Annotated in this window: 19 protein-coding genes, 1 tRNA gene and 1 riboswitch; of the genes, 8 read left to right on the top strand and 12 right to left on the bottom strand. The window is 62.3% G+C overall.

Features of this window, described 5'->3' with window-relative positions; translation table 11 throughout:
• Positions 1–45: 45 nt before the first annotated feature.
• A riboswitch (SAM riboswitch) is annotated at positions 46–123 on the bottom strand.
• 97 nt (positions 124–220) lie between these two features.
• Positions 221–1,315 (top strand): 2'-deoxycytidine 5'-triphosphate deaminase, encoded by a 1,095-nt coding sequence (locus EB815_RS33120; protein WP_056570062.1) that lies wholly within the window; start codon positions 221–223, stop codon positions 1,313–1,315.
• A gap of 109 nt (positions 1,316–1,424) precedes the next feature.
• On the opposite strand, the gene EB815_RS33115 is transcribed toward EB815_RS33120, so the two are convergent.
• Complete coding sequence (locus EB815_RS33115; RefSeq protein ID WP_056570064.1) at positions 1,425–2,108, bottom strand: L,D-transpeptidase; 684 nt, start codon at positions 2,106–2,108, stop codon at positions 1,425–1,427.
• A gap of 93 nt (positions 2,109–2,201) precedes the next feature.
• Here EB815_RS33115 and EB815_RS33110 point away from each other — a divergent pair, with 93 nt between their 5' ends.
• Positions 2,202–3,170, top strand: coding sequence for a LysR family transcriptional regulator (locus tag EB815_RS33110; protein WP_056570066.1), 969 nt, complete (start codon positions 2,202–2,204; stop codon positions 3,168–3,170).
• An 8-nt stretch (positions 3,171–3,178) separates the two neighbouring features.
• Here EB815_RS33110 and araD1 read toward each other — a convergent pair whose 3' ends face one another.
• From araD1 to chvE, 4 genes are all read right to left on the bottom strand, one after another.
• On the bottom strand, positions 3,179–4,171 hold the full coding sequence (gene araD1 / locus EB815_RS33105) for an AraD1 family protein (protein WP_056570068.1): 993 nt from the start codon (positions 4,169–4,171) through the stop codon (positions 3,179–3,181).
• Between the two features lie 201 nt (positions 4,172–4,372).
• On the bottom strand, positions 4,373–5,659 hold the full coding sequence (gene mmsB, locus EB815_RS33100; protein WP_056570070.1) for a multiple monosaccharide ABC transporter permease: 1,287 nt from the start codon (positions 5,657–5,659) through the stop codon (positions 4,373–4,375).
• Positions 5,656–7,188 (bottom strand): multiple monosaccharide ABC transporter ATP-binding protein, encoded by a 1,533-nt coding sequence (mmsA, locus tag EB815_RS33095; protein ID WP_056570468.1) that lies wholly within the window; start codon positions 7,186–7,188, stop codon positions 5,656–5,658. The genes mmsB and mmsA overlap by 4 nt, the downstream gene beginning before the upstream one ends.
• A 100-nt stretch (positions 7,189–7,288) precedes the next feature.
• Positions 7,289–8,359: a multiple monosaccharide ABC transporter substrate-binding protein gene (gene chvE / locus EB815_RS33090; RefSeq protein ID WP_056570072.1), complete on the bottom strand. Its 1,071-nt coding sequence runs from the start codon at positions 8,357–8,359 to the stop codon at positions 7,289–7,291.
• Between the two features lie 311 nt (positions 8,360–8,670).
• Between chvE and EB815_RS33085 the strand changes: the two genes are divergently transcribed.
• The 4 genes from EB815_RS33085 (at position 8,671) to EB815_RS33070 (ending at position 17,277) form a co-directional block, all read left to right on the top strand.
• Positions 8,671–9,660, top strand: coding sequence for a LysR family transcriptional regulator (locus EB815_RS33085; protein WP_056570074.1), 990 nt, complete (start codon positions 8,671–8,673; stop codon positions 9,658–9,660).
• A gap of 104 nt (positions 9,661–9,764) precedes the next feature.
• Positions 9,765–10,415 carry a response regulator gene (locus EB815_RS33080; protein WP_056570078.1) on the top strand — a complete coding sequence of 217 codons (651 nt, stop codon included), beginning with the start codon at positions 9,765–9,767 and terminating at the stop codon, positions 10,413–10,415.
• A 5-nt stretch (positions 10,416–10,420) separates the two neighbouring features.
• The gene (locus EB815_RS33075) at positions 10,421–12,145 is read left to right on the top strand and encodes a sensor histidine kinase (RefSeq protein WP_244494040.1); all 1,725 of its coding nucleotides are present in this window, start codon (positions 10,421–10,423) and stop codon (positions 12,143–12,145) included.
• 320 nt (positions 12,146–12,465) lie between these two features.
• Positions 12,466–17,277 (top strand): autotransporter domain-containing protein, encoded by a 4,812-nt coding sequence (locus EB815_RS33070; RefSeq protein WP_065005391.1) that lies wholly within the window; start codon positions 12,466–12,468, stop codon positions 17,275–17,277.
• A 154-nt stretch (positions 17,278–17,431) separates the two neighbouring features.
• Here the strand turns inward: EB815_RS33070 and EB815_RS33065 are convergent, their stop codons facing one another.
• The gene (locus tag EB815_RS33065; protein ID WP_056570084.1) at positions 17,432–17,653 is read right to left on the bottom strand and encodes a hypothetical protein; all 222 of its coding nucleotides are present in this window, start codon (positions 17,651–17,653) and stop codon (positions 17,432–17,434) included.
• Between the two features lie 439 nt (positions 17,654–18,092).
• On the opposite strand from EB815_RS33065, the gene EB815_RS33060 reads away from it, so the two are divergent.
• On the top strand, positions 18,093–18,854 hold the full coding sequence (locus EB815_RS33060) for a Stf0 family sulfotransferase (protein ID WP_056570086.1): 762 nt from the start codon (positions 18,093–18,095) through the stop codon (positions 18,852–18,854).
• 78 nt (positions 18,855–18,932) lie between these two features.
• Here EB815_RS33060 and EB815_RS33055 read toward each other — a convergent pair whose 3' ends face one another.
• From EB815_RS33055 to EB815_RS33030, 6 genes are all read right to left on the bottom strand, one after another.
• Complete coding sequence (locus EB815_RS33055; RefSeq protein ID WP_056570088.1) at positions 18,933–19,166, bottom strand: hypothetical protein; 234 nt, start codon at positions 19,164–19,166, stop codon at positions 18,933–18,935.
• 84 nt (positions 19,167–19,250) lie between these two features.
• A tRNA-Gly gene (locus EB815_RS33050) sits at positions 19,251–19,324 on the bottom strand.
• 97 nt (positions 19,325–19,421) lie between these two features.
• Positions 19,422–21,308, bottom strand: coding sequence for an acyltransferase family protein (locus tag EB815_RS33045; protein ID WP_056570234.1), 1,887 nt, complete (start codon positions 21,306–21,308; stop codon positions 19,422–19,424).
• Positions 21,309–21,510: 202 nt separating this feature from the next.
• Complete coding sequence (locus EB815_RS33040; protein ID WP_056570236.1) at positions 21,511–23,001, bottom strand: hypothetical protein; 1,491 nt, start codon at positions 22,999–23,001, stop codon at positions 21,511–21,513.
• 49 nt (positions 23,002–23,050) lie between these two features.
• Entirely contained in the window at positions 23,051–23,497 is a 447-nt protein-coding gene (locus EB815_RS33035) for a GtrA family protein (protein WP_056570486.1), read from the bottom strand.
• Entirely contained in the window at positions 23,475–24,563 is a 1,089-nt protein-coding gene (locus EB815_RS33030; protein ID WP_244494029.1) for a glycosyltransferase family 2 protein, read from the bottom strand. Before EB815_RS33030 ends, EB815_RS33035 begins: the two co-directional genes overlap by 23 nt.
• A 221-nt stretch (positions 24,564–24,784) precedes the next feature.
• Here EB815_RS33030 and EB815_RS33025 point away from each other — a divergent pair, with 221 nt between their 5' ends.
• Positions 24,785–25,048 carry a DUF6460 domain-containing protein gene (locus EB815_RS33025; protein WP_027047739.1) on the top strand — a complete coding sequence of 88 codons (264 nt, stop codon included), beginning with the start codon at positions 24,785–24,787 and terminating at the stop codon, positions 25,046–25,048.
• Positions 25,049–25,104 lie beyond the last annotated feature (56 nt).

The raw sequence follows: 25,104 nt of genomic DNA, 5'->3' as shown, positions 1-25,104 counted from the left end.
AGACACAAAAAAACCGGCCGCGAAAGTCGCAACCGGTCCATACGGCCTTGCGGCCCGACGGTCCTTTAGCGACTTGTTTAACGTGGCTGCAAGCCGACCGGCCAAATCACCACGGGATAAAGACCCTTTAGACCCGTCCCACGCTTGCGTCAATTGCCGGCTTCATTAAGAGGTTTGTACCAGGCGGGTTCGACACAGCCTGCCCTCTAGGAGCGAAGCCTTGCGAGAGACGGGCATTCTTCCCGATCAGGACATTTCGGCGCTGTTCCAGTCTGGGGCGCTGAAGTCGACGCGCGCGCTCGATGCCGACCAGATCCAGCCGGCCAGTCTCGATCTGAGACTCGGCGACAAGGCCTGGCGGGTGCGGGCCTCCTTCCTGCCCGGCCCCAATCACAAGGTTTCGGAGAAGCTCGACCGGCTGAAGCTGCACGAGATCAATCTTGCCGACGGCGCGGTGCTGGAAACCGGCTGCGTCTACATCGTGCCCTTGCTTGAAAGCCTGGCATTGCCGGCGGACATTTCCGCCTCGGCCAATCCGAAAAGTTCGACGGGGCGGCTCGACATCTTCACCCGCGTCATGACGGACCGTGGCCACGAGTTCGACAAGATCGCGGCCGGCTACAGCGGTCCGCTCTATCTGGAAGTCAGCCCACGCACTTTCCCGATCGTCGTGCGCACCGGTTCGCGCCTGTCGCAGATCCGCTTTCGCACCGGCAACGCGCTGCTCGCGGAAGCCGAACTGCATGAACTGCACCGCGCGCAAATGCTGGTCGCCACCGAGCCGCCGAATATTTCGGGCGGCGGCATCGCGCTGTCGATCGATCTCAAGGGCGACAGTGACGGGCTGGTCGGTTATCGCGGCAAGCATCACACCGGCCTTGTTGATGTCGACAAGCGCGCGGCGCAGGATGTCGTCGATTTCTGGGAGCCGATCCACAAGAGCGGCGCCGGCGAGTTGGTGCTCGATCCTGACGAATTCTACATCCTCGTCAGCCAGGAGGCGGTACATGTGCCGCCGCTCTACGCAGCCGAGATGACGCCATTCGACCCGCTGGTCGGCGAATTCCGCGTGCATTATGCCGGCTTCTTCGACCCAGGCTTCGGCCATTCGGCGGCCGGCGGTACCGGCAGCCGTGCCGTGCTCGAAGTGCGCAGCCACGAGGTACCTTTCATCCTCGACCACGGCCAGATCGTCGGCCGGCTGGTCTACGAGCACATGCTGAAGCGACCGCAGGCGCTCTACGGCACCGATCTGGGCTCCAACTACCAGGCGCAAGGCCTGAAGCTGTCCAAGCACTTCCGCGCCGCGCGGTGATCTTTACAGCCCGGTCTGCCTGACTTCGCTGGGATCAAGTCTCGGGCCTACCTTGCGCGTCCAGAAGGCCGCGCGGTGCCATGAGGCCGATCGATAGATGATGGTTGGTCTAAGCTACCGCTTGAGACTTGATCGGCAGGACAACAGCTTTGCTGCCTTCGGGAACCCGGTCGTACAGGTCTATAATATCCTGATTGAGCAGACGGATGCACCCCGAGGAAACCTTTGTGCCGATCGTCCATGGCTCGATTGTGCCATGGAGCCGGTAAAGCGTGTCGCGCCCGTTGCGATGAAGGTAGAGTGCGCGAGGGCCGAGAGGATTTCGCGGTCCTCCCGCAAGACCGTTGCGCAAGGGGCCGTAGCGCTCGGGATCGCGGCCTATCATGTCCTGCGTCGGGGTCCAGCGTGGCCATTTCTGCTTCCAGGCGATCACCGCCTCGCCTTGAAAATTGAAGGATTCCACCTTTCCCACACCAACGCCATAGCGTATGGCCCGGCCCTGTTCCAGAACCAGATACGCGAATTTTTCATTGGGATCGACAACTACCGTCCCGGGACGCTCGCTTCCTGCATAGGCCACCTCGCGGCGTAGATACTTCGGGTCGACGATCCGCGACAGGTCGATCGCGTCGACCGGGAACGGCTCGCCAGGTACGGCGGCGTACATCGAAAGATAATGTGGATCCGCCGTCGGCGGGGCGGTGGCCGGAAGCAAAGGCACGGTGGCGTTGGTGGCGCAGCCGGCAAGCACCAACGGCGTGGCGATCAGAAACCCTCTACGGTTCAAGGTCATAATCTCCTTGGCAAATTTCGTCTTGATATGACCAGCCTCCTTGGCATAAGCAATGAGAATTGATTTATAGCTTCAATAACTGATTGGAATACTATGGACGTCGCTGCAGCCTTGAGGGCCTTCTTGCGGACCGTCGAGAGAGGGTCGATAACAGGCGCCGCGCGAGACTTGGCCATTTCCCAGCCTGCGGTATCAAAGCTTGTCTCGAACCTGGAGAAACATCTCCAGGCCCGGCTCCTGGAGCGTTCGGCGCGCCACGTCAGACCCACGCCGGAAGGCAGGGCACTATACGATGCGAGCCGGACTCCCTTGGCCCAGATCGACGCCGCTTTGGAAGGTGTGCGATCGGACGCCGGTGTGATCGAGGGCGGTATTCGTGTTCATACTCCCTCATGCATCGGGGTGAAAAATCTGCATCCAATCGTGATGGAGTTTCAACGCAGGCATCCGAAGGTGACGGTGGAGCTTGTTCTCGAAAACAGGGTGGTCGATCTGGTCTATGAAAATTTCGACCTTGCAATCCGCTATGGGCGCCCGGAGGCGCAAGAAGTTATTGTTCGGCGCATCGGTCAGGTTCGTCGAATTTTGGTTGCCAGTCCGTCTTTCCTGCGAAGGGTCGGACCTATCGACACGCTCGATCAACTGGCCGTGGCTGATCTTGTCGTTACTCCGGCCGTACTGTCCTCCCGCAACATGCTCGCGCTCATCAAAGGTTTTGAGCAGACGGAAGTGGCGGTTCATTCGATCCTGCGCACGAACGATGCGAGCGTGATCGCAAATACGGTCCTGAGCGGCCATGCCGCTGGACCGGTTCAGCTTCTTCTCGTGTCCGAGGATTTGAAGGCTGGGCGGCTCGTTCGAATCTTGCCCGACTACGAGGTACGGCCAAGCGAATTGTTCATCGCTTACCCATCCATCCGGTTCATGCGCCCAGCCGTCAGGGCGCTGAGCGACCATATCATTTCTCGGTTGACGCAGGTCGACGGCGTCGACACGACCGGCGTCGCCCCGGCGGAAAAGGCTTTGGGGCCAAGCATTGCCCTTCTCGACGCACTCCAGTAACGAGCGCCTTACAGAGCCTTCACCGCGACCTTCACAGGCTTTTCGATCTCCAGCGGATTGCGCAGCGGCAGGCCGAAATCCCCAGCCTCGATCTCGAATACATCGCCGGCCTCGGTCTTGACGCCATCGGCGAAGGACAGCGTCGCTGTGCCGAACATGTGCACATGCACGTCGCCCGGCTGGCGGAACGCCGAATATTTGAAATGATGGTGTTCGAGATTGGCGATGGTGTGCGACATGTTCGCTTCGCCTGACAGGAACGGCTTTTCCCACAGTGTCTCGCCGTCGCGCACGATGCGCGACGTGCCCCTGATATCGGAAGGCAGGTCGCCGATCAGGATCTCCGGCCCGAACGAGGCATTGCGCAGCTTGGAATGGGCGAGGAAGAGATAGTTCACGCGCTCGGTCACGTGGTCGGAAAATTCGTTCGACAGCGTGAAGCCGACACGGAAGGGCGCGCCGTCGTCGCCGATGACATAGATGCCGGCCACCTCTGGCTCTTCCCCGGCGTCCTTGGCGAAGGCCGGTGACAGGAGCGCCGCACCTGGCGCCACGGCCATGGTGCCGTTGCCCTTGTAGAACCATTCCGGCTGCACGCCGACCTGGCCTTTGGCGGGCTTGCCGCCCTCCAGGCCCATTCGGAACATCTTCATGGAATCGGTGAGCTGCTCCTCGCCATCGGTGCTGAGCTTCTTGTGCATGGAATCGCGCGTCGCCGCCGAGCCGAGATGCGTCAAGCCCGTACCGGTGAGATGCAGGTGAGCCGGATCGGGATGGTTGATCGGCGACAACAGCCGCCCCTTCTTGTAGGCCAAGTCGAGATCGATCGTCTCGCCAAGCCCCTTGCGCTCGATCAGCGTGGCAAGGCCGACGCCGGTGCGGGCAGCTTCCATCGCCAGCGAATAGACGCTGCGGGCGCCGTTGATGATCCGGGTCTTGCCGCCGCTGCGGGCAACGACACGAATGGTGTCGGCGTCGTCGAGAATCTGCGAGATCAGCATGGTCAGTCCTCTCTCATGTGTCTTGGCCCGGCTGCCTCCTGGCAAACCTTGACCTGCGCGGCTCGGACCTAGCCGCGCCACGGGTTGAACTCTTCGTCCGGATTGCGCTCGCGGGCTTGATCCCCCGGGGGATCTCCTGATGCCGACAACTTGCCGGCCGCGCCGCGATCGTATGCCTCCTGCTTGCCTCGCCTAAACCTGTCAGGCCTTGTTCTTGTTGTAGACGTCGAAGATCACGGCGCCGAGCAGAACCAGGCCTTTGACCACTTGCTGCCAGTCGACGTTGACGCCCATGATCGACATGCCGTTGTTCATCACGCCCATGATGAAGCCGCCGACCACGGCGCCGATGACCTGGCCGACGCCGCCCATCGCCGAGGCGCCACCGATGAAGACGGCGGCGATGACGTCGAGCTCCGAGCCCAGACCCGCCGCCGGCACGGCCTGGCCGAGGCGGGCAGCGATGATCAGGCCGCCGAGCGCCGACAGCACGCCCATGTTGATGAACACGTAAAGCGTCAGCCGCTCGGTGTTGATGCCCGACAGCTGCGCCGCCTTGGCGTTGCCGCCCATTGCGTAGATGCGACGGCCGATGGTCATACGCTTGGTGACGAAGACGAACAGCGAGATCAGCACGCCCATGACGAGGAGTACCACCGGCAGTCCCCTGTAACTGGCGAACTCATAGACCAGGAACAGCGCCAGCGCGCTGGCGACCAGCGTCTTGACGACGAACAGGGGGAAGGGTTCGGCCTCATAGCCATGGCGCTCGCGCTTGCGCCGGGTGCGCAGCCCGAAATAGGCATAGGCCAGCACGGCGATCACGCCCAGCACGATCGTCGTCATATGCAGCGTCAGGCCGCTGCCCATGATGGTCTTGCCGGCGGCATTCACCGTCGGTGGGATCAGCGTCAGCGGGCCGATCACGTCCGGTATGAAGCCGGAGCTCAGCGCCTTGAATTCGTCTGGAAGTGGCCCCACCGAGGATCCGCCGCCCAGCAGCGCCTGGCAGATGCCGCGGAAGATCAGCATGCCAGCCAGCGTCACGATGAAGCTCGGTATTCGGTGATAGGCGATCCAGTAGCCTTGCGCCGCGCCGATAAGGCCGCCCACGATCAGGCAGACGATGGACACCACCAGCGGATTGCTGAGGGGCCCGAGCTGCCAGATGACCATCATGTTTGCCGCCAGCGCTCCGATGAAGCCCGCGACCGATCCGACGCTGAGGTCGATATAGCCGGAAACGATAACCAGCAGCATGCCCAGCGCCATCACGATGATGAAGGAGTTCTGCTGCACCAGATTGCTGAGGTTCACCGGCTTGAACAGCGTTCCCGACGTGGTGAACTGAAAGAACAGCATGATGACGATCAGCGCGATGATCAGACCGTATTCGCGCAGGTTCGCCGTCAGCGCCGAGACGGCGATGCGTGGACGTTGTTCTTCGGCGACGTTGCCCTGCGGGGCGGGGGCGCTTTCGGTGCTCATGCTGCTTTTCCTTCTCCCCGAACGATGGCGCGCATTATTTTTTCCTGGCTTGCGTCCGCCGCGGGCATTTCGCCCACGATGCGCCCTTCGTTCATGACGTAGATGCGGTCGGTGATGCCGAGCAATTCCGGCATCTCCGACGAGATGACCACGATCGCCTTACCTTCCGAGGCAAGACGCGCGATGATCGTATAGATTTCGTACTTGGCGCCGACATCGATGCCGCGTGTCGGCTCGTCGAGGATCAGCACGTCCGGGTCGGCGAACAGCCATTTCGACAGCACCACCTTCTGCTGGTTGCCGCCCGAGAGATTGCCGGTCATCTGATAGACGCTCGATGCACGGATGTTCGTCTTCTTGCGATAGTCGTTGGCGATGGCGAGCTCGCGCAGATCATCGATGACGCTGTGGCGCGACACGCCGCCGAGATTGGCGAGTGTTATGTTGTGCTTGATGTGGTCGATGAGGTTGAGACCGTAGGTCTTGCGGTCCTCGGTGACATAGGCGATGCCGTGTTCGACCGCCTTGCTCACCGACGAGACATCGATCTGCTTGCCCTTGAGCAGCACCTCGCCGGTGATGCGGCGGCCATACGAGCGGCCGAACAGGCTCATTGCGAATTCGGTTCGGCCAGCGCCCATCAGCCCGGCAATGCCGACCACCTCGCCCTTGCGCACGTTGATGTCGATGCCCTTGATCACCTGCCGTTCGGCATGGAGCGGGTGGTAGACCGACCAGTTCTTCACTTCGAACACGACCTCGCCGATCTTGGGCTCGCGCGGCGGGTAGCGGTCGTCGAGCGAACGGCCGACCATCGAGGTGATGATGCGGTCTTCCGAAATGTCTTTCTTGGCCAACGTCTCGATGGTGCGCCCGTCGCGGATGACGGTAACCTTGTCGGCGACCCGGTTCACCTCGTTGAGCTTGTGCGAGATCAGGATCGAGGTCATGCCTTGCCGCTTGAACTCGAGCAAAAGATCGAGCAGCGCCTGACTGTCCTTTTCGCTGAGCGATGCCGTCGGCTCGTCGAGGATCAGCAGCTTGACTTCCTTGCTCAGCGCCTTGGCGATCTCGACCAGCTGCTGCTTGCCGACGCCGATATTGGTGATCAGTGTCTTGGGGTCCTCCTTGAGACCCACCTTCTTCAACAGGGCGCTGGTGCGCTCCTCGTTGGCATCCCAGTCGATCACACCGTATCTGGCGTGTTCGTTGCCGAGGAAGATGTTTTCGGCAATCGACAGCATCGGCACCAGCGCAAGCTCCTGGTGGATGATGACGATGCCCTTGTGTTCGCTGTCATGGATGCCTTTGAACTGGCATTCCTGGCCTTGAAAGATGATCTGGCCGTCGTAGGTCCCCGCGGGATAGACGCCCGAAAGCACCTTCATCAGCGTTGACTTGCCGGCGCCGTTCTCGCCGACCACGGCGTGAATCTCGCCTTCCTCGACACGCAGGTTGACATTCGACAGCGCCTTCACGCCGGGGAACGTCTTGGTGATGTCGCGCATCTCCAAAATCGTCGAGGTCATTGGCGCAAGCTCCTCCGAGGCCGGCAGAAACAATACCGGGGTCGCTTGTGAACGAAAAGGGGCCCTGCGTTGCGCAGGACCCCTGACTTTACAACCGAAATTACTTCAGGTCTTCGGCCTTGATGTAGCCCGAGTCGACGACCAGCTTCTGGTAGTTCGACTTGTCGACCTCATGCGGCGTCAGCAGGATCGAGGGAACGACCTTGACGTCGTTGTTGTAGGTCTTGGTGTCGAGGCCATCAGGCTTGCCGCCCGAGAGCACCTTGTCGACGAGTTCGACGGTGGCCTTGGCCAGATCGCGGGTGTCCTTGAACACGGTCGAGTACTGTTCGCCCGTGATGATCAGCTTGACCGAGGCGGTCTCGGCATCCTGGCCGGTCACGATCGGCCAGGGCTGAGCGGCCGTGCCGTAGCCGACGGCGCGCAGCGAGGCGGTGATGCCGCGCGACAGGCCGTCATAGGGCGACAGGACGCCATCGACGCGGCTGCCATCCGAGTAGTTGGCCGACAGCAGGTTGTCCATGCGGGCCTGGGCGGTCGCCGCCAGCCAGCGCAGCGTGCCGACCTTGTCCATACCCATCTGGCCGGACTTGATCTTGATCGAGCCGTCGTCGATCAGCGGCTGCAGGACGGAAATCGCACCATTGTAGAAGAAGAACGCGTTGTTGTCGTCGGGCGAGCCGCCGAACAGCTCGACGTTCCAGGGCTTGGTGTTCGGGAAGCGCTCCTTGAGGCCCTTGACCAGCGAATTGGCCTGGATCACGCCGACGCCGAAATTGTCGAAGGTGGTGTAGTAGTCGACATTGGCGGTCTTCTTGATCAGGCGGTCATAGGCGACGACGACGACGCCGGCGTCAGCGGCCTTCTGCAGCGCATCCGACAGGGTGGTGCCGTCGATCGAAGCGATGATCAGCGCCTTCGGGCCTTTGGTGATTTCGTTTTCCAGCTGGCTGAGCTGGTTGGGGATGTCGTCCTGCGCGTACTGCAGGTCAACGGTGTAGCCGAGAGCCTCGAGCTGGGACTTGACGGCATCGCCGTCATTGATCCAGCGCTGCGAGGTCTTGGTCGGCATCAGCACGCCGACAAGACCCTTGTCGGCCGCGTGCGCCGAGTAGGTCATGGCAGCGATGCCAAGCGCCGCGACTGCGGCCAGTGTCTTGATGATTTTCACTTAACTCTCCCTGGTTGATGGACGCGGCACCCCGGGGGTCGCGGGCCGCGCAATCGTGCAGAAGCGCCAAGGCACTGCTGCCGTCATATCGATCTCCGGTATCCTCCCATGGCCCCGAAACGCTGATTTCAATCGATACGATTTTATCGTCGGCGACCGTCGCGTCTCGGGACGCGCTGACGTTGCCGCCCTTTTGCCATAACTGTCAAATGCGATCTTTGATGATTGCTATACCGCAAGTGGTATGTGTTATGATGCGTGATGGGTCGCTGGCAGATACCAACGGGCCGCGAGCGGAGGTAAGGAAAGCCATGGCGACGTTACCGAATCCGGTCGCGGTTTCAAACGTTTACAGTGACGTACCGGGCGACGGCGAAACCCTGCTGCGCAGCGGTCTCAGCTTGCGCCACATGCGCATGATCGTCGCCCTCGACGATCATGGCCGGGTGAGCGCGGCGGCGCAGGTCATGAACATCTCGCAGCCCGCGGCCTCGCGCATGATCGCCGAGATGGAGGCGGTGCTCGAGGTCAAGCTGTGCGAAAGGCTGCCCCGCGGCATCACGCTGACACCCTACGGCAAGGCGCTGGCCAGGCGTGCGCGGTCGATCCTGCTGGAGATGCGCGAGGTCGACCGCGAGATTTCCGAACTCAAGGCGGGCAAGGGCGGATCGGTGTTCCTCGGAGCTGTGACGGCGCCCGCGATCGAACTGGCGGTACCGGCGATCCGCGAAATCCGCCGCATCTACCCGCGCATCGAGATCACCATGCAGGTCGAGACCTCGAATGTGCTGGCGCGCGAACTGATCGCCACACGCCACGATTTCATCATCGCCCGCATCCCCGACGACCTCAATCCGCGGCTGTTCGAATCGCGTGTCATCGGCGTCGAGAAAGCCTGCCTTATCGTGCGCCGTGGCCACCCGCTCACCAGCGGCGGCGTGGTGCGGCTGGAAGACACCGCCGCCTATGACTGGGTCTTCCAGTCGGGCGGTTCGCCCTTGCGCCAGGCGATGGAGAGCAATTTCCTGAACCGCAACATCGCCCTGCCGGACCGGATCCTCAACACCAGTTCGCTGCTGCTCACGCTGGTCATGGTCGCGCAATCCGACGCCATCGCACCGGTCTCGGTGCAGGTGGCGAAATTCATCCAGAATCCCGACGGGCTCGCCGGCGCCATTGACGTCGTCCAGACCGAATTCGACATCGAGGTCAGGCCCTACAGCCTGATCACGGTCAGGAATCGCGTGCTGTCGCCGGCCGCCAAGATGCTGCACGATTTCATCCTGCGGGAGGTCGGTTGATGCGTGGCCACATGATTGTCGGCGGGTGCGGAGGTTGCCATCTGGTGTATTGATCGGTTTACAATGACCCTGCAGATCCATTGCAGGGCAGGCGGGTAGGGGACGTGAAAGCGAACGTCGTCGTTGTCGAGGATGATCCGCTCGTCGCCGCTCATGTCGGACGCGGCGTGGTGGCGCATGACGGCTTGTCGCTGGCGGGCATCGCGGGCACGCTGGCCGGTGCGCGTGGTCTGCTCGAGGAGAAGGTGGACCTGTTTATCCTCGATCTTGGCCTTCCCGATGGAAGCGGGATCGAACTGATCGAGGAAATCCGTGCACGAGGCGGTCTTGAGCCGAAAATACTCGTCCTCTCGGTGCTGGGCGATCAGGATACGGTGCTGGCGGCTGTGCTGGCGGGAGCGGACGGCTATCTGCTGAAAGATATTGACAGTCTCGACATCGGTCAGCAGGCCGCCGATGCGTTGACCGGTGGTGCGCCATTGTCGCCCAGCATCGCCGCTTATGTGCTGCGTCATCTGCGCCGGCAACGGGAAGATTCGAAATCGGATGATGCCGATCCGCCGCTGTCACCGCGCGAAATCGAACTGCTCCAGCTTCTGGCGCGGGGGTACAGCAACCGGCAGGCGGCGGCCGAACTGGAAATATCGCCGTACACGATCGGCGATCACGTGAAATCGATCTACAGGAAGCTCAGGGTGAGCAATCGGGGCGAGGCCATGGTACGCGCTTTTCGCAGCGGGCTGCTGCGCCTGTGACCATCATGCCCCGGCTGACGGGATGGCGCCGCGCGCTGGCTATCATTCTCGGCGCGCAACTGCTGTTCTGGTGCGCTTATACGCTCATCATCGCCGGTTTTCAGCCTGTGGGCACACTAGAGGAATATCGGTTGCCGGCGGCGCGGGCGCTGCTGGCGTCCGAGCCGGCCGAGGTGGGCGCCTATGCTGCCGGGCTTTCAGGGCCGGCCATGCTGCGTATCCCAGGCTGGCAGCCCGTGGTCCTGCGGCCGGCGCAGGCGAGTCTGTTGTCGCGCGCGGAGACGTCGGCCGGGAATGAGTGGTCGCTCACCTGCCGGGGAAATCCTTGTCCGGAGGCCGCGACAGCTTATGCAGGGCCTTTCGACCGTATGGATGAGACCGCCGGTCGGGAGAAGTTCCAGCGTTTCGACATGGTATGGCTGGTCGTTGTGACGGAACTGATGATGGGCGCAGCGCTGCTCGTCCTGTTGCCGGTCAACGGCTTTTCGCGGCTCCAGTGCATCACCGGCCTGCTGCTCATATCGGTGGGCATCGACGCCTGGCTCACCACCTTCGGGGCGGAGAGCCTGCCCTATGTCTGGTTTCCGTTGCTGCGCTACGGCGTGGAATATCTGATGCTGACGTTAGCAGCGCTTGCCGTGAACGCCTTTGCCGACTGGCGGTCGCGCGAGGCGTGGGCAGCCTGCGGCTGCTTTGGCGTCGCCTTCGCCATATTGCTTGGGACCATGGCCGCAGGCGTCGGCTTTGCGACAATTGTGCCCTGGCTCGATGCGGTGGCTCTGACCCTGCTGTTGGGATATGGCGTTTTGGCCTTGCTGCGGATGGGACGGACAGCTCCCGGGCCGGCGATCCGGGTTCTGGCGATATTGCTGGTCGCTCTTGCCTCGATTGGCTTCGACCTGTTTCTCTTGCCGCCGCCCAACGGCTTCGCGCTGCAGGCGTCGGTCCTGGCACCGCCATTGACGATGTTCGGCATCCTGTTCGAGATCGCTCTGCAGGGGCACAGGCTCAACCAGGAGGCGGAGGAGGCGCGTAGCGACCTGGAACGTCAGGTGCTGGAGCAGGATGCGAGCCTGCTGCGCTCCTCGCGATTGTTGCGCCATCAGGAACGGTTGCTGGCAATCGACGCAGAGCGTCAGCGTCTGCTGCGCGACATGCACGATGGGGTCGGAGGTGTGCTGACGCATCTTCTCCTCGATGTCCGCGAGAATCGACTGACCTCACGGGAAATCGAGCAGGGATTGCAGTCTTCGGTCGATGACCTGCGCAACATGGCCAGTGCGATCGATGCGGGCAACGAACCGATCGACGAGGCGCTGGCGATGTTCCAGGAGCGCATGGCAGGCCGTCTTGCCCGATCCGGCATCACGCTGGACTATCGCTGCACGCTCCCGACCCCGGCGCCGAGCCTCGACGTGCGGCGGCTGCTCAGCCTCTATCGGCTGTTGCAGGAGGGTATCGCCAACAGCTTGCGCCATGCTTCCGCCACAAGGATCGAACTCGCGATGAACCCCGGTGACGATGGCGTCATTCTCGTCATACTGTCGGACGACGGAATGGGGTTCGAGCCCGAGAGAGCCTCGGGCGCTGCCGGCGAAGGACGAGGCCTTGCGAACATACGTCGTCGGGCTGACCAGATGGGCGGACGAATAGCAATCGAAAGCGCGCCTGGGCGCGGCACGCAACTGACCTTGGCCATTCCGACTCACGCTGCGGGACGAAAGGCCTGATCGCTGCGTCAGAGGTGGTCGGAGCGGGGCTCGAGCGCTCGGCGGTCCGGCTTAAGATGACGGCCGACCGGATGCCGGTAAGCGAGTTGCCTGGCCGCCGGGCCAAATGCCGAAATTTGCCGTGATATTCTGCCGGTACCCCCTCGAACGCGGGATTGATGTATCCGCCGCCCCGGCGGAAAAGATCATCAACGACTCCCGTCCGGGATCGGGGAGCAAATCAATGAAACCGCGGTGCCGCCGATGGCGGCGCGGGGGAGGGCGTATGCCCGCGCTCCCTTGCGCCGACGCGCGGACGGCTGCCGTGGGGGAGCATGGCAATGAAGGCAGGGCGCGGCAATCGTTCGAGGACCATTTCGCTCGGCAGGCTGTCGGTCACGACCTCGACCCTCGCGCTCCTCGCCATCGCGTGCGCGCCTTCGACGGGCCATGCGCAACAGGCTTGTGACCCGGGAGGGGGACCGTATACCGGCGGTTTCCCGGTTTTCAACGGCGGCCCCACCAATGGTTGCAAAGTCGACGCCGATACAGCCGATACTTTTAGCGGCACCGTGGCCGCAACCTTCCGCAATGGCGCCGTCCTCAATGCGAACGCGGCCGGCGCCGTCAGCGGCGGCCTCGTGCAATTGCCGACCTTCGATGCCGTCGTGAATGCGAACGTCGCCAACGCCATCACCGGTGGCACGCTGACAATCAACGGCACCGTGAACGCACTGGCCACCGGCGCCATCGATGGCGCTTGGTTGAGGCTCGGTGGAGACGGCGTCGTCAACATATGGGCCGCCAACGCAACGACAGTGAATACCGACTTGGAGTTCGGCAGTCAGGCAGTGGCCGCGGGAGGTCTCCTCAACCTCAACGGCTACAGCACGACAATCGGTCGGATCACGAACTACATCCCCAGCGGGCAGATCGTAAACGGCGGCGCGACGGATGCCGTGCTGACGATCGATGGTTCGGCACTTGGAGATTCTTCTTTCGGTGGCGTCATCGCCGACGGCGCCGGTGGCGGCACGCTCGCTTTGGTCAAGCGCGGGTCGGGCGCGCAAACGCTTTCGGGCTCCAACACATATACCGGCGGGACGCGGATCGAAGCGGGCACCCTTGACCTCAAGGGCAACGGCACGCTCGGTGCGCCAACGGGGGAGCTCTACATCGGCAGCGGCGCCACGCTCCTTCTTGATACAACGGCCCTGACGGTCGGCTCGCTGTCGGGTGCGGGCACCGTCACCCGTTCGGACTTCAACCCCGGCCTGCTCACCGTCAATCAAGCCACCAACACCACTTTCAGTGGCGCCATCGCGGATTACTTCGACGAAATCAACGGCGTAACCACCATGACCGGGCTGACCAAGTCCGGTACCGGCACGCTCACCCTGAGCGGCAGCAACACCTATACCGGCACCCCCAATGTGACGGGCGGCACGCTGCTCGTCGATGGATCCCTGGGCAATGTGATGTGGGGGCCCATTCTGTTGGGCACGTCGACGGTTGCGATTGCGTCCGGCGGCAGTCTCGGCGGTGCCGGATCGATCGCCGGCGACGTTTCCGTGGCGTCCGGCGGCATCCTCCTGGGCCGCACCGGCCAGACCCTGTCGATGGGATCGCTGGCGCTGAATGCTGGCTCGGTTATCGATGTCTCTCTCGGCGCACCGGGCAACACGCGCCTGTTCAACGTCGCTGGCAACCTGACGCTTGCCGGCACGCTCAATGTCAGCGACGCCGGCGGTTTCGGCGACGGTCTCTATCGCCTGTTCGACTATGGCGGGGCGCTGACCGACAACGGGATGACCATTGGCGCGACGCCAGCCGGTTATGCTGGCGGCGATCTGGCCGTGCAGACTTCAGTGGCTAACCAGGTCAACCTGCTGGTCGGGGCGGTAGCGCCCGGCTCCTACAGCTTCTGGAACGGCGCGCACACCGTGCCTAACAATATGGTCAACGGCGGCACAGGCACCTGGAGCGCTGCCGGAACCAACTGGACGAACGCGGGCGGCAGCGCGAGCGGCGTCTACGATCCAGCGGCCATGATGATCTTCCAGGGCGCGCCGGGCGTGGTCACGGTCAGTGCGGGCGGTGGCGCGATGGATTTGGGCGGCGGGATGCAGTTCTTCGTCGATGGCTATCAAATGTCCGGCGATGCGCTCAATCTCACCGGATCCAGCGTTCCGATCCGCGTGGGCGACGGCACCACGGACGGCGCGGGCATGTCCGCGACCATCTTGTCTGCGCTCACCGGCAGCGGTGGCATCGACAAGACCGACCTCGGAACGCTCATTCTTTCCGGATTCAACACGTACACGGGTGGAACCACGATCTCGGCGGGCACGCTGAAGTTCGACGTCGACCTGGGCGGCACGCTTGGCGCACCGACTGGTGCGCTTGCGATCGCCGGCGGTGGCACGTTTGATCTTACCGGTACCAACCAGACGGTCGGCGCGCTGTCCGGCGCCGGCAGCATTACCACTACGGTGTATGGCGGCCGGCAAAGCCCGCTCACGGTCAATCAGGCGACCAACACCAGTTTCAGCGGTGCGATCACGGACGGATTCATGACGGGCGCTGGGGACGGCGCCGTGTGGCTCATCAAGGATGGTGCGGGCACGCTGACCCTGACCGGCAACAGTGCGTTTTCGTTCACCACCGTCGATGGCGGCACGCTGGCGATCGCACATGGCGGTACGGTCGCGAACCTGACCAGCTATATCGGCGAAGTGGCCGGCAGCAATGGCACGATGCTCGTTACCGGCATCGGGTCAGTGTGGACGACGGATTATCTGCGCCTCGGCTATCAGGGTGCGGGCACGCTTACCGTCGCGGATGGTGGCAGAGTCAGCACCGGCGTCGGCACGGTCGATATGGTGCGCACAAGCTCCGCCAGTGGCACGCTGAATCTGGACGGCACGGCCGGAGCACGCGGGGTTCTGGAAACCGGCGGTGTCTGGAAAGGTCACGATGGCGCGAGGGTCAATTTCGATGGCGGCATTTTGCGCGCCACGAGTGCCGACACCGATCTGCTCGGGCATTTCGCTGCCGGCGATGTGACGATCAAGGCGGGCGGCGCCTTCATCGACAGCAACGGTTATGACGTCGAGATCTCTTCCCCGCTGGGCGGCGTCGGGGCGCTGACCAAACAGGGCGCGGGCGAACTGTACGTGATCGGAGCCAATACGTACGAAGGCGGCACCAATATCGAGGCGGGGAGGCTGTTCCTTGGAGATGGCGGCACGCTCGGCGCCCCGACCGGATCGCTTTTCGTCGCAAGCGGCGCCACTCTCGATCTCGGCATCACGTCGCAGACCGTTGGTTCGCTGTCGGGCGCGGGCGATATCACCAGCACGGTGGCGATGGGATCCCCCAGCTTGCTCACCGTGGATCAAGCCACTGACACCACCTTTAGTGGCGTCATCAGGAATGGCATGCAACTCGTCAGTCCCGGCAGCAGCACCCTCCCGGCGATTCTCGTGCCGACGGTCGTTGGGCTGACAAAATCGGGCACGGGCACGCTCACCTTGAGCGGTGGCAATACCTATACCGGAAATACCAACGTGACCGGTGGAACGCTGCTCATCGAAGGGGCCTTGAACAGTACCCAGGTCGCGGTTGCATCGGGTGCTGCGCTCGGCGGCACCGGCACGATCACGGGCACGGTCACGGTCTCCGGCCGCCTCTTCACTGGCCCGGTCGCATCTGGCGTCGGCATCGGCACGATGAACGTGGGTGCCGTCACCTTCAATGCCGGCTCGACCTATCAGGTCGCCGCGAACGCGGCCGGACAAGCCTCCCGTCTCGACGTGACCGGGCCGGCCACGATCAACGGCGGGACGGTCAGCGTGCTGGCTGGCGCGGGCAGTTACGGACCTCAGACCGACTACACGATCCTGTCGGCGACCGGCGGCGTCAGCGGTACGTTCGCCAATGTGATCAGCAATTTTGCCTTCCTCGATCCTTCGCTCAGCTACGACGCGGACAACGTCTATCTGCGGCTGCACCGCAATAACATCAGTTTTGCCTCGGTTGGCCTGGGCGCCAACCAGATGGCCACCGGTGGCGGCGCCGAGAGCCTAGACAGCGGCAATCCGCTCTACGACGCCATCCTGGGGCTACCCGCCACGGCTGCCGCTCGAGATGCCCTCGACCAATTGTCGGGCGAGATTCATGCCTCGGCCAAGGGCATGCTGCTGGGAGATGGCCATTTCGTCCGTGATGCCGCCACCAGCCGCATCTCTGCCGCCTTCGGCGACGACAGCATGGCCGCTCTACCGATCATGGCCTATGGCGAGGGTGGTCCCGAAATGGTCGCCGCCGACACCGATCGTTTCGCCGTCTGGGGTCAGGCTTTTGGGTCTTGGGGCAGCACGGACTCCGATGGCAACGCCGCCGCCTTTGATCGCTCGACTGGCGGCCTGCTGGCCGGCGCCGATGCGTCGGTCGGCCGCTGGCGTCTCGGTCTGCTTGGCGGCTACAGTCATTCGAGCTTCGGTGCCGATGATCGCAATTCGAACGGTAAGAGCGACAACTATCATCTCGGCCTCTATGGCGGTACCAATTGGCGCGCCATCGCCTTCCGCACCGGCGCCGCCTACAGTTGGAGCAGCATATCGACCAGGCGCTCGGTAGCCTTCGACGGTTTTGCCGACGCGCTCTCGGCCGACTATGGTGCTGGCACCGCGCAAATCTTCGGGGAGTTCGCCTACAAGGCCGATGCCGGACAATTCAACTTGGAGCCTTTCGCCAATCTTGCTTATGTCAGCGTGCACACAAACGGGTTTACCGAGCAAGGTGGCCCAGCGGCGCTGGCCAGCGCCGCTTCGACCACCGATGCCACCTTCACCACCCTCGGCTTGCGCGGTTCCACCGAATTCACGCTTGGCGGCGTCAACGTCACAGCGCGTGGCATGCTCGGCTGGCGTCATGCCCTCGGCGATATCACGCCGCTGTCGACCGTCACTTTCGCCGGCGGCGATCGCTTCACCATCGCTGGCGTGCCGATCGGCAGGGACAGCGCGCTCATCGAGGCGGGTCTCGACCTGCTGCTCGCCCCCAACGCCAAGCTCGGCCTGTCCTATACTGGCCAGTTCGGCGGCGGCGTTGACCAGGGCGCCAAGGTCGATCTCGGCGTGAAATTCTGAGGGCGCCGGCGTCGCGTTCTGCCGCCGGCCGCCAAGATGCTGCACGATTCATCCTGCGCGAAGGGGGTGATGGAACAAGAAGCGCAGTCGCGCGTTCGATCCAATCGACATGTCGCTGGAGCCTGTTTTGGGCGAGGGAACGAGGTGCCGATAGTCACAACTCTGGAGGTTTTTGATGGAACGTCGGTTGTTTCTCACTGGAATGCTGGGCGTCGTCGGCGCGGTGGCGGTTGCGAGCGTAGCCGGGCCCGGCCGGGCTGTTGCCGGTATTCCCCAAGGCAACGGAATTCTCGACAAGCTGGATAAGCCGGATCCGGCTGTCTTCGAAGGCGGTGAAGAGGTCGAACTGGAACAGGTTTCCCATCGTCGCGGGCATTACCGCTATCGTCGCCGGCATGGCGGCAGGCGCCGCGGCTGGAGACGGGTGTGCCGCAGTTACTGGCGCCATGGTCGTCGCCACGTCCGTTGCTGGCGCGAGCGGGTATGGCTCTGGTAGCAATTGGATTCTCGCTGACGCAAGCCGGCCACCAACAGCGTGGCCGGTGTCGTCGGGATGCACAACCGTGCAGGGCCAATGTATGCGTTTGCAAATCGGTACCCAGGTACCGATCAGCCGATCGTTACGGATCCAGTCACGTATTTTAGCTTAATCTAACGCGTATTTTAGCTTAATCTAAGAATCGGTGGAACCAAATCAGCCGTTACCCGTTAGGGCGCTGTTTATCGGGAATTGTGACCATGCCAGACGGCTACCGAAGAGAATCGCATTCCGCAATTTTGATTACAGGTCCACAGGCCAGAGGCAATCCGCACGCATGAAGGGCGTGGCGATAGTGACCGAAGCCCGCAGCGGCTCCGAATGGCTCGGCAGTCTGGCAAACAGCACGGGAATATTGGGCCGGTCAGCCGAATGGCTCGATTCGGACACGTTGGGCGTCAGGCCGAAATCCTTCGACGAACTCCTGTCCGCCGTCATTGATCGTGGCGGGACCGAAAATGGCCGGTTTGCCGTCAAGCTGTTTCCACGCCACCTTCACTGGTCGCAAGCGAAATATGAAGCCGACTTCCTTGCCGAATGCATCCGGCGCCATGCCATGGGTGTGGTCTTTCTGGAGCGGCGGGACCGCCTTCGCCAAGCGATCTCCTATTGCCGGGCGAAGGCGTCGGGTCGCTGGAGAAGCACGATGGGCGGCGCGGATCGGGTTCCGCAATACGACTTCGCCGGAATCTGCCAGGCCTATTTCATGATCGGGCAGAGCTATGCTTTCTGGGAGGCTTATCTGCGCATGGCCGACCTGCCTTACGACCATTTGTTTTATGAAGATCTGCTGGACGACCCTCGTCCCTACGTCGCGTCGGTGGCCCGGCAGTTGTCGATTGAAGTGCCGAACTGCGAGTTCAGGACAAATCTGCGGTTGCAGCGGGACAGCTGCACTGAAGAGTGGGCCGAGCGGTTCCAGAGCGACGCCAAGTCCAAGGGCCTGCTGGCCCATCTCCCCAAGAAGGTGGCGCCGCGAAATATCAACAACCTTGCCCGATTCCTGCTCAAGAAGCAGATGCGCATCGGCCAGGCTTAGATGGGCCTGACCAATCCCGTACCGAACCGCCGGACCGGGCCGAGCACCCCAAGGCGCGTTTGAGATCGTCCGCGCGGCCTACTGGTCCGAAAACCTCACGCTCACCCCGCGCTGCCGAAAATAAGCCTGCATCAGTTTGCGGCCCGAGCGGTTGTTCTGCGCCAACTTGGTCGGATCGAACACAGCCTCTTTTATACCCTCTCGTGTCAGGGCTGCCTTAAGCGTCGCGATATGTGCGTCGATGTCGGCATTGTCCGCCCGCAGCGACGCATAGATAGTTTCAGTCGCCTCGGCCACGGTCGGTTCGCTCACAGGTGTCGTCCTTTGTTTGATTGGGCGGCGGCTCTAAAAAGTGTCGCCTTATCCGCCTGTTGTCTGGATGGTGCGCCGAAAGCTTGGAGCGGGTAGCGGGAATCGAACCCGCGCGTTCAGCTTGGGAAGCTGACAGGCTACCATTACATCATACCCGCGCGTGCCCTCGTTACCATGAGGTTCGGCCTTCGGGCAATCGCAAAGCGGCTCTCGAAACGCACTCTCCAGAAGTTCCCTCGGCGCGGGCCTGGGTTTTTATTTTGCCTTCGCGACCTTGTCGCCGGCGGCAAAGCTCGGCCAGTATTTCGAGATGGCGAGTATCGCGCCTGCCGAAGAGAAATGACCGTAGTCGAAGTAGAGAAATTGCCTGGTGCCGGCGTCTGCGTAGGAGCAGCCGGCCGCGTCGCACAGATAGGCCAGCGGGTCGATGAAAGTTGCCCCTTTGACGAAAGGCAGCACCTGCTTGTTGATGTCCGGATTCATGGCCATCGGCCAGGATGTGTTCGCCAGGTGCTCTCGCCGGGCGAAGAAGGCGATTTTCTGCACGTCGGCGATGAACTCCGGAGATTGCCCGATGACATAGACCTTGACGCCCATCCCGTTGAGCCGGTCGATGGTCTTCTGCAGGCCGTCGAAGCCCCTGGCCTGGTAGTCGGTCCATCGTCCACTCAGGATCACGGCCTGGATGTTGGCATCGCGGATGATCGACAGTGCCCGTTCGTTGAAGCGCGTGCAGGCCGGCCGGGCATAGGAGAAGTAGCTCAGGTTTGGCGGGCAGCCGGCATAGGTGTACTGGATGACATTGGCCTGGATTTTCTGCGCGTTGGCCTCCAGCCCCGATACGTAGTGAGCGGCGAAGGAATCGCCCCACAACAGCACATTGACTGGAAAGCCATGCGTTCGGGTGCAGTCGGCTAGGTTCCAGTTCTCGATCCGGCTCGCGCCCTCGTTGAAGCAGACGCCATTGCGCCAGTCACCCACCAGCACCCGCTCCGTCGAGAAGTCCGGGAACCGTTGCGGAAACCCCTTGCCGAGCGCACCGGCCAAGCCGCCGACGCACAAAAGGGCGATCGCTGTCGCCGAAAAGGCGAAGATGGGCAGCGGCGCCGTGAAGGTGCTTTTCCGGCGGAACGGCTGCTCGACATATTTCCAGGAGAACGTCGCCAGGGCGACGCTCGCCACGATCATTGCGAGGATCGTCGGCACGCCGATGGCTTTCAGCGAGAGATAGTGGACGAACGAATTGATCGGCCAGTGAACGAGATAGAGCGAATAGGAGATGAGGCCGACCCAGACCAGCGGAGCGAGCTGAAGCACGCGGGTGGCGACAGGGACGGGTCTGTCCGGGTGCATCTGGCCCGCATAGATCAGCAGCGCCGTCCCGATACAGGGATACAGGGCGTTGTAGCCCGGAAACGGGTCGCTCTCCGAAATCGTCAGGAAGCCGAATGTGAGCAGGCCAAAACCGGCGAGGCCGATCAGTTCCGTCACCGGGCGGCTGGCAAGTGCCGGCGGCTTTCTCAGCATCAGCATGGCGCCCAGCGCCAGTTCCCAGATACGCGTCGGCAGCAAGTAGAAGCCGGCGGTCGGCGCCAGCGTGGTTGCCATCACCGCCAGGGCGAAACTGCCGATGGCAATCGGCAGCAATATCGTCAGCCAGCGCTTCGCGGCGTATCGGTAGATCAGATACACAAGGACCGGCGCGAAGATATAATACTGCTCCTCGACCGAAAGCGACCATGTGTGCAGCAGGGGCCGCAGTTCCGCGTCAATGGAGAAATAGTTGGTCGTCTTCCAGAAATAGATGTTCGACCAGAAGGTCGAGGCCGCGATCACACTGAGGCTGTACTCGTGAAGGTCGGACGGCAGAAGGATGAACCAGGCGGCAATGCTTGCGAGCACGATGACGAAGGTCAGTGCCGGCAGGATGCGTCGTGCGCGGCGCCAGTAGAAGCGGCCGATCGAGAACTGGCCGCGCTCGAGATCGTCGAGCAGGCTGCCGCTGATCAGATAGCCCGATATCACGAAGAAGATGTCGACGCCGGTGAAGCCGCCGGGAATGGCGGAGACGCCGAAATGGAAGAGCACGACGGGAAGCACCGCAACGGCCCGCAGGCCATCGATATCGCGCCTGTAGTTCATTCGGCCGGTCCGTACGCCGTGGTTCGTGCGGCGGAACCTGACATGCTCCTCATGCTGCGATGTCCCCGTCGTACAAGAAAACGTGGCCCATGGTTTTATGGACTGTGCCCTGCAACATAAGTTTGCTGCACTGCAATATCCATGTCAAGCCGGATGCCGGGGTTTGGGCGCCGGCTGCACCGGCCCCTCGGGACGCTGCAAATCAGGTGCCGGGCAGGTAGATCACCGCATAATCGTCCGCATATGCCCGCTTCCACCCCAACTCCGCGAAGAAGGGGATGCGGGTGTCGTCGGCTGTAAGCAGCGCCCAGCCAATGGCGTATTTCTTCAGTTGGGCCTCGAGCAGCGGTTTTCCGTCGCTGCGTCCCGTTGCGTCGTCGGTTTTCGTGAAACCGCTCAGGAACAATTGGTCCGTCCTGCCGTCGATGTAAGTCTTGATGCCATGAAAGATCAGTGTGCCGCCGAAATTATAGGAATTCAGCACGTTGCCCGACAGGTGGTGATCCCCGGCGAATGCGAGGGCACCACTGGCGGATGTCTTCGGGCTCGGTGTCACCTGGTAGGCACTGCCGAGGATTGCGGCCGCCGCGACCAGAAAGACGGCCATGGCGCCGCAGACCGCGTAGAACCGGCTGGCGAAGAATTTTTCCAGCCCGTCACGCTTTTCCATCAGCCAGGTCGTGGTTGAGAGCGAAGGGTATTGCTGTGCGACCTCGACGGCGATCACCAAGGGAATCAGCAGGAAGGGCAGATATACAAATCGCAGATGGGTGAGATAGACATGCAAGGTGAAGATGACGAACAACGCCTTGGCCCAGCCGATCCGCAGCCTGGACACCAGAAGCCCGAAAAGCGCCAGCAGCATCACCGCTTCCTCGAAGATCTGCTCCTGGGCATTGAACGGCCGCCACTCCAGGATGAGTGGCACCGCCTCGTTGCCATAGGCCACGGTGAATGTCGCCAGGATGGCTTTCACGCCATAGGGGTGCATCAGGCTCACGACTGGGCAGAGTAGGCCGAAAGCCACCCATTTCGCCAGGAGAACGGGTTTCGACAAGCCCGAGCGCGTCAGCAGACCAAGCCCGGCAAAGGCGGCGATGACGAAGCTCAGGGTGAAGGTGGCGTGCAGGTTGGCCCACAAGACGACGAGTATGAGCAGCCACAGGGGCGGAGCCCTCTCTTCCCGCGCGGCGCGAAACAGCATTGCCGTCCAGACGACGATGATCGGCAAGGTGAAGACGTGGGGGCGTGCCGTATAGATCGGGGCGATCAGGAAAGCCACCACGAAGGTAAGCCCTATCGCCAGTATGGGCTTCAGCCATGTGCTGAGGAACCATCCCATCAGGAAGACCGTCAGACCGACGGTGGCGATGATCAGTGCGACGACGCCATTCCAGCCGCCCGCGCGGTAGGCAAGTGCCAGAAAGACCTGCCCCAGCCACTCCTTGGCGATCCAGGGCTGGCCGCCGAACGTATGGGAATAAGGGTCCACAAGCGGAAACGTCCGGTGTTCCAGGAAGTCCAGGCCAACTTTCACCTGCCACCAATTGTCGGGATCCTGCAGGATCGCGCTGGCAATGGCGCTAAGCACACAAGCAACCATGCAGGCGCACAGAAGGCAGAATATCAGCCTGATGCGTTGCGCGTCGCCCAGCGAAGGCGTTGCCATGGCGATTGCGGCGGCCTGGCTCATGTTGCGGCTCCGGGTGACGGCGTCGCCGTCACGACTGCTGCGGCCTGGTTCATGTCACGGCTCCGGGCCATCTCGTATTCGTTGCGGCGAAGGCGTCAGGATCATCCGCGCCGCCGGCGAAGACGAACCGGGCCGAGCCGAGATAGAAGATGACCGAATATAGGCAGTTTCCCGCCAGGTGGACGAACGGGCTCTCGATGAAGCCGGCTGACATGGCGGCAATGACGATGCCCAGATTGGCGCCATAGGCAACGACGAAGGTCATCGCGTATCGGGCAACCGCGCCGGGGCAGCCTGCACGTCCGAACGTCCAGCGGCGATTGAGAAAGAAACCAAGGGTGAGGCCGGCGGTATAACCTGCCGCATTGGAAACGATATCGCCAAGGCCCAGCGCCAGCCCGGCCAGGATCAGCGTATATCCAAGCGCCGTGTTGAGAAGCCCGACAGCGCCAAAGCGCAGCACCCGCGAGACATCAGATGGAAGAGCCGACCGCATGCCGCCCACGCCGTTTCGGTTGCATCCTGTCGACCTTCGCCTCAGCCAGGCGCGACCCTTTCGCCATCTCCTGCAGGCGATGGACGGGCAGGTCGCTATCCTTGGTCGGCTGGTCGCGCGAAACGACCTCATTGACGAAGTACAGCGGCCGCCGCTTTGTCTCCATGTACATGCGGCCGAGATATTCGCCGAAGATGCCAAGCACCAGAAGCTGGACGCTGCCCATGATCAGCGTGATCGCGGCAAGGCTCGTCCAGCCGGGAACCACGTTACCCCTGGACCATTCGAACAGCGTATAGCCAAGCACGACCATGCCGAGCAGGCCGAACATCATTCCCAGCAGCGAGGCAAACCGCAAAGGCAGGATCGAAAAGCTGGTCATCGCGTCGACCGCAAGAAGTACCATCTTCTTCAGCGGGTAGTGGGTGGTGCCGGCAAAACGCCGGTGCCGCTCGTATGGAAAGGCGACCTGGTTCAGGCCGATCCAACTCACCATGCCGCGAATGAACCTGTAGCGTTCGGGCATCGCGTTCAGATGATCGAGCGCACGGCGGCTCATCAGCCGGAAGTCTCCGGAGTCCGAAGCGATCTCGACATCGACCATCCGGCCGAGCAATCGGTAGAACATCGAGGCCGAAGCCCGCTTGAACCAGCTTTCGCCGTCGCGCTTCACCCTTTGGCCGTAGACGACGTCGAAGCCTTCATCCATCTTGGCCATCATCGCGCTGAGCAGTTCGGGCGGATCCTGAAGGTCGGCGTCGAGAATGAGAATGCGCTCGCCGCGACAGAATTCCAGCCCGGCGCTAAGCGCGATCTGATGGCCGTAATTGCGGGCAAGGTCGATGGCGACGACATGGTCGTCCTTTTCGGCCAGTTCGAAAATGGCTTCGCGGGTGCCGTCGGTCGCGCCGTCGATGACGAGCACGATCTCGTAGGAAGCGTTTTGCTCAAGGCATGCGGCGCTGACGCGTCGGTGAAGCTCGGCCACGCCATCGCGTTCGTTATAGCATGGCACGACAACCGACAGCATGACCGCGCGGCGCGCGCCGATTTTTCCCGTTCCCACCAAAGCCTGGCTCCCGCTCTTGTAATGGCAATAGCGGCAATTGGTTAGAAAACAGATAAGTAAGGTGGATATGCAGGTTAACTCGGCGGCCAATATCCAGCAGCATCCAGCAGCGGTCAATCGGATTCCGCGGACAGAGCCCGCCGGCTTGATGGATTACCGGCAAGCACGTATCTCTGGGCGGTGCCCGTGAGTCTGGGCATCTCAATCGGGAGACGGCCTTGTCCGCACTGACGCGTTTTCTCGGCGACTCGCCGCTCAGGGTGATCCTGAAGCTGCTGGTGGTGTCGTTCCTCGTCGGCCTTGTCATGAATGCCTTCGGCTGGTCGCCGATGGATGTGTTCTACGGCATCCAGAAATTCTTCATTGACCTCTGGAACCTGGGCTTCCATGCCATCGACCGCTTCCTCGGCTACATCCTGCTCGGTGCCGCGATCGTCGTGCCGGCCTTCATCCTGCTAAGGATCGCCAACTATCGGAAGTGACTCTGGAGCAATTCCAGGAACAGTGTGAAACGGTTTTCCGTTCGGAATTGCATTAA

It is taken from the genome of Mesorhizobium loti (assembly GCF_013170705.1).
Classification (GTDB): Bacteria; Pseudomonadota; Alphaproteobacteria; order Rhizobiales; family Rhizobiaceae; genus Mesorhizobium; species Mesorhizobium loti_D.
Note: the sequence above shows the minus strand (reverse complement) of the source record. Positions and strands in the feature narration are given on the sequence as shown.